A 1,869-nucleotide genomic window follows, 5' to 3' on the forward strand; every position below is an offset into this window, starting at 1 on the left:
GCTGCTTCCACTTGACGCCCTTCAGCGGCGCGGGCAATTCCAAATCTATGTCTCCGGGGACGAACCTGCGGCAAGATAAATACAACAGAGCGGCATCGAACCAAGCAATATAGCCCCATGCTCCGCTTTTGCCGGAGAATGGGGCTTTTTTTCTAGCAGATGCGGCATAAATGCCTGATCCAATCCGCAGTCCAATTAGACGCTCATTTTGCTGTCATGATTTCTATCGTTTGTCTCTAACCTTCCGGTTGCTCCGCCACATCGACAAGCCGAGCGGCAGCATTCCGAACCATCTTTGGCTCCAGGGCTGTCTGCCGCCCTGATGCCGGGCGCGGCTGTCGCGGGGGCTTTCCATGTAAACGACCACTTTTTCAGTAATATATTTGACCAGTTCTTCACCATCCGAGGCCACTACACTCACCTCCTCCTGTAATCCTCTCCTATTGGATAGTGTGCACCGTTTGCCTTCGCTCTAAACGGGCCTGATCCGCATAAATCTGACTATTGAAGCGCAATCTAACCAGGAAGAAACGCCGAGCGGCGGCCTTAAGAGGACGCAAATGAAAAAGGAAGACCTCGAAGCAAAGACAATTGACCACTTCCAGATTCAAGCTTACACAGGGGAGGTTTATCTCTTGATTCTGACCAACCAATGGAGAGCGGCTTCCCGGGGGCTGCTTGCCCTGCTCCTCACGGGAACACTGCTGGCGGGTAATGCCCGCCCTTCTTTCGCCTCACCGGACAAACAGCATGAGCAGCATGCAACACTGATCGGGCATGGCCACCGCATCATACTGATTGACGCGGGCCATGGGGGCATTGACGGCGGCACCTCGCACGGAGACATACTGGAAAAGGATTTGACGCTCGCCATTTCCCGCAAGCTGTTCCTTCTGCTGAGAGCGGACGGCTTTGACGCCGTTCTGAACCGGTTCGGCGATTATGCCCCCAGCGAGGAGAACCAGTGGCTTCGCAGCCGCTCCCGCCATCTGCGCGATCTCGCTCAGCGCAAAGAGCTTGCCGAGACGCTCCCCGCCGCTGTCGTCGTCAGTGTCCATATCAACTGGGCGCCCTCTCCGTCCAAGCACGGACCGATTGTGCTCTACCGCCAGGAAGGCCGCAGCTACATGCTGGCCAAAGCAATTCAGGATCAGCTGAACGTGCTGTATGGGGTGGATTTCGACATGCGCTCCGGAAAGCCGTTCTATCTGCTTAATAAAATAACCGCCCCCACGGTTATCGTAGAGGCGGGTTTTATAAGCAGTCCGCTGGACCGGGCCATGCTGACGACATCGAAAGGCCAGGAGAAAATCGCCGAGGCGATATCAAACGGCATCGCCGTCTATCTTATGGAAATGTAGGCCGGGGATTCCACTTCCACTCCTGCTTGACCAGATCTGAAATGCCGACAAACAGCACACGGCTCTTTAAATCATTGATGCCGCCGCGAATTCCAGCGGCGGTCTCTTTGCCTTGAATACCGACATGACCGATCGTTACGCAGTAATGATGGTCCAGCGCCCATTTTCCCGCCAGCTGCAATTGACGGGTAACGTGACCGGCGGTATGGGTGTCGTCCAGAAAGACATGATTCTCCACTCGCGGCAGGCCCATCTGCTCGGCCATCCGCCCGGCCACCGAACGGTAGTTGGTATGGCTGTCCACAAAGAACAGTCCCCTTTCTTTGCATACGGACAGCACAATTCCCATCACCCGCTCGTCCCCGGTCACTTTGGAGCCCATATGATTGTTGATGCCGACCGCATAAGGCACCTGGTCCACCGCCGCCTCCACACGCTTGCGGATTTCCTGGTCGCTTAAGCCGGACAGAACCGCTCCCGGACCGAGCCATTGCGGCTTGCCGTTACG

General features: G+C 56.1%; 3 protein-coding genes. 1 reads left to right on the forward strand and 2 read right to left on the reverse strand.

Annotation, left to right across the window (positions count from 1 at the left end):
* Positions 1–223: 223 nt before the first annotated feature.
* Positions 224–412, reverse strand: coding sequence for a YqzE family protein (locus L692_RS0108550; protein ID WP_025698974.1), 189 nt, complete (start codon positions 410–412; stop codon positions 224–226).
* Positions 413–560: 148 nt separating this feature from the next.
* Between L692_RS0108550 and L692_RS0108555 the strand changes: the two genes are divergently transcribed.
* A complete protein-coding gene (locus tag L692_RS0108555) occupies positions 561–1,361 on the forward strand; it encodes an N-acetylmuramoyl-L-alanine amidase (RefSeq protein WP_025698976.1) in 801 nt (266 codons plus the stop codon).
* On the opposite strand, the gene L692_RS0108560 is transcribed toward L692_RS0108555, so the two are convergent.
* Positions 1,348–1,869: divergent polysaccharide deacetylase family protein (locus L692_RS0108560; protein ID WP_025698978.1), on the reverse strand; the 522-nt coding region annotated here is incomplete at its 5' end. The genes L692_RS0108555 and L692_RS0108560 overlap by 14 nt on opposite strands.

This window comes from Paenibacillus forsythiae T98 (genome assembly GCF_000520735.1).
In the GTDB taxonomy this organism is placed as follows: Bacteria; Bacillota; Bacilli; order Paenibacillales; family Paenibacillaceae; genus Paenibacillus_AQ; species Paenibacillus_AQ forsythiae.

Bases quoted from the DNA above. Each gene is read 5' to 3' on its own strand.
- L692_RS0108555 (WP_025698976.1), top strand. From the start codon at position 561: ATGAAAAAGGAAGACCTCGAAGCAAAGACAATTGACCACTTCCAGATT.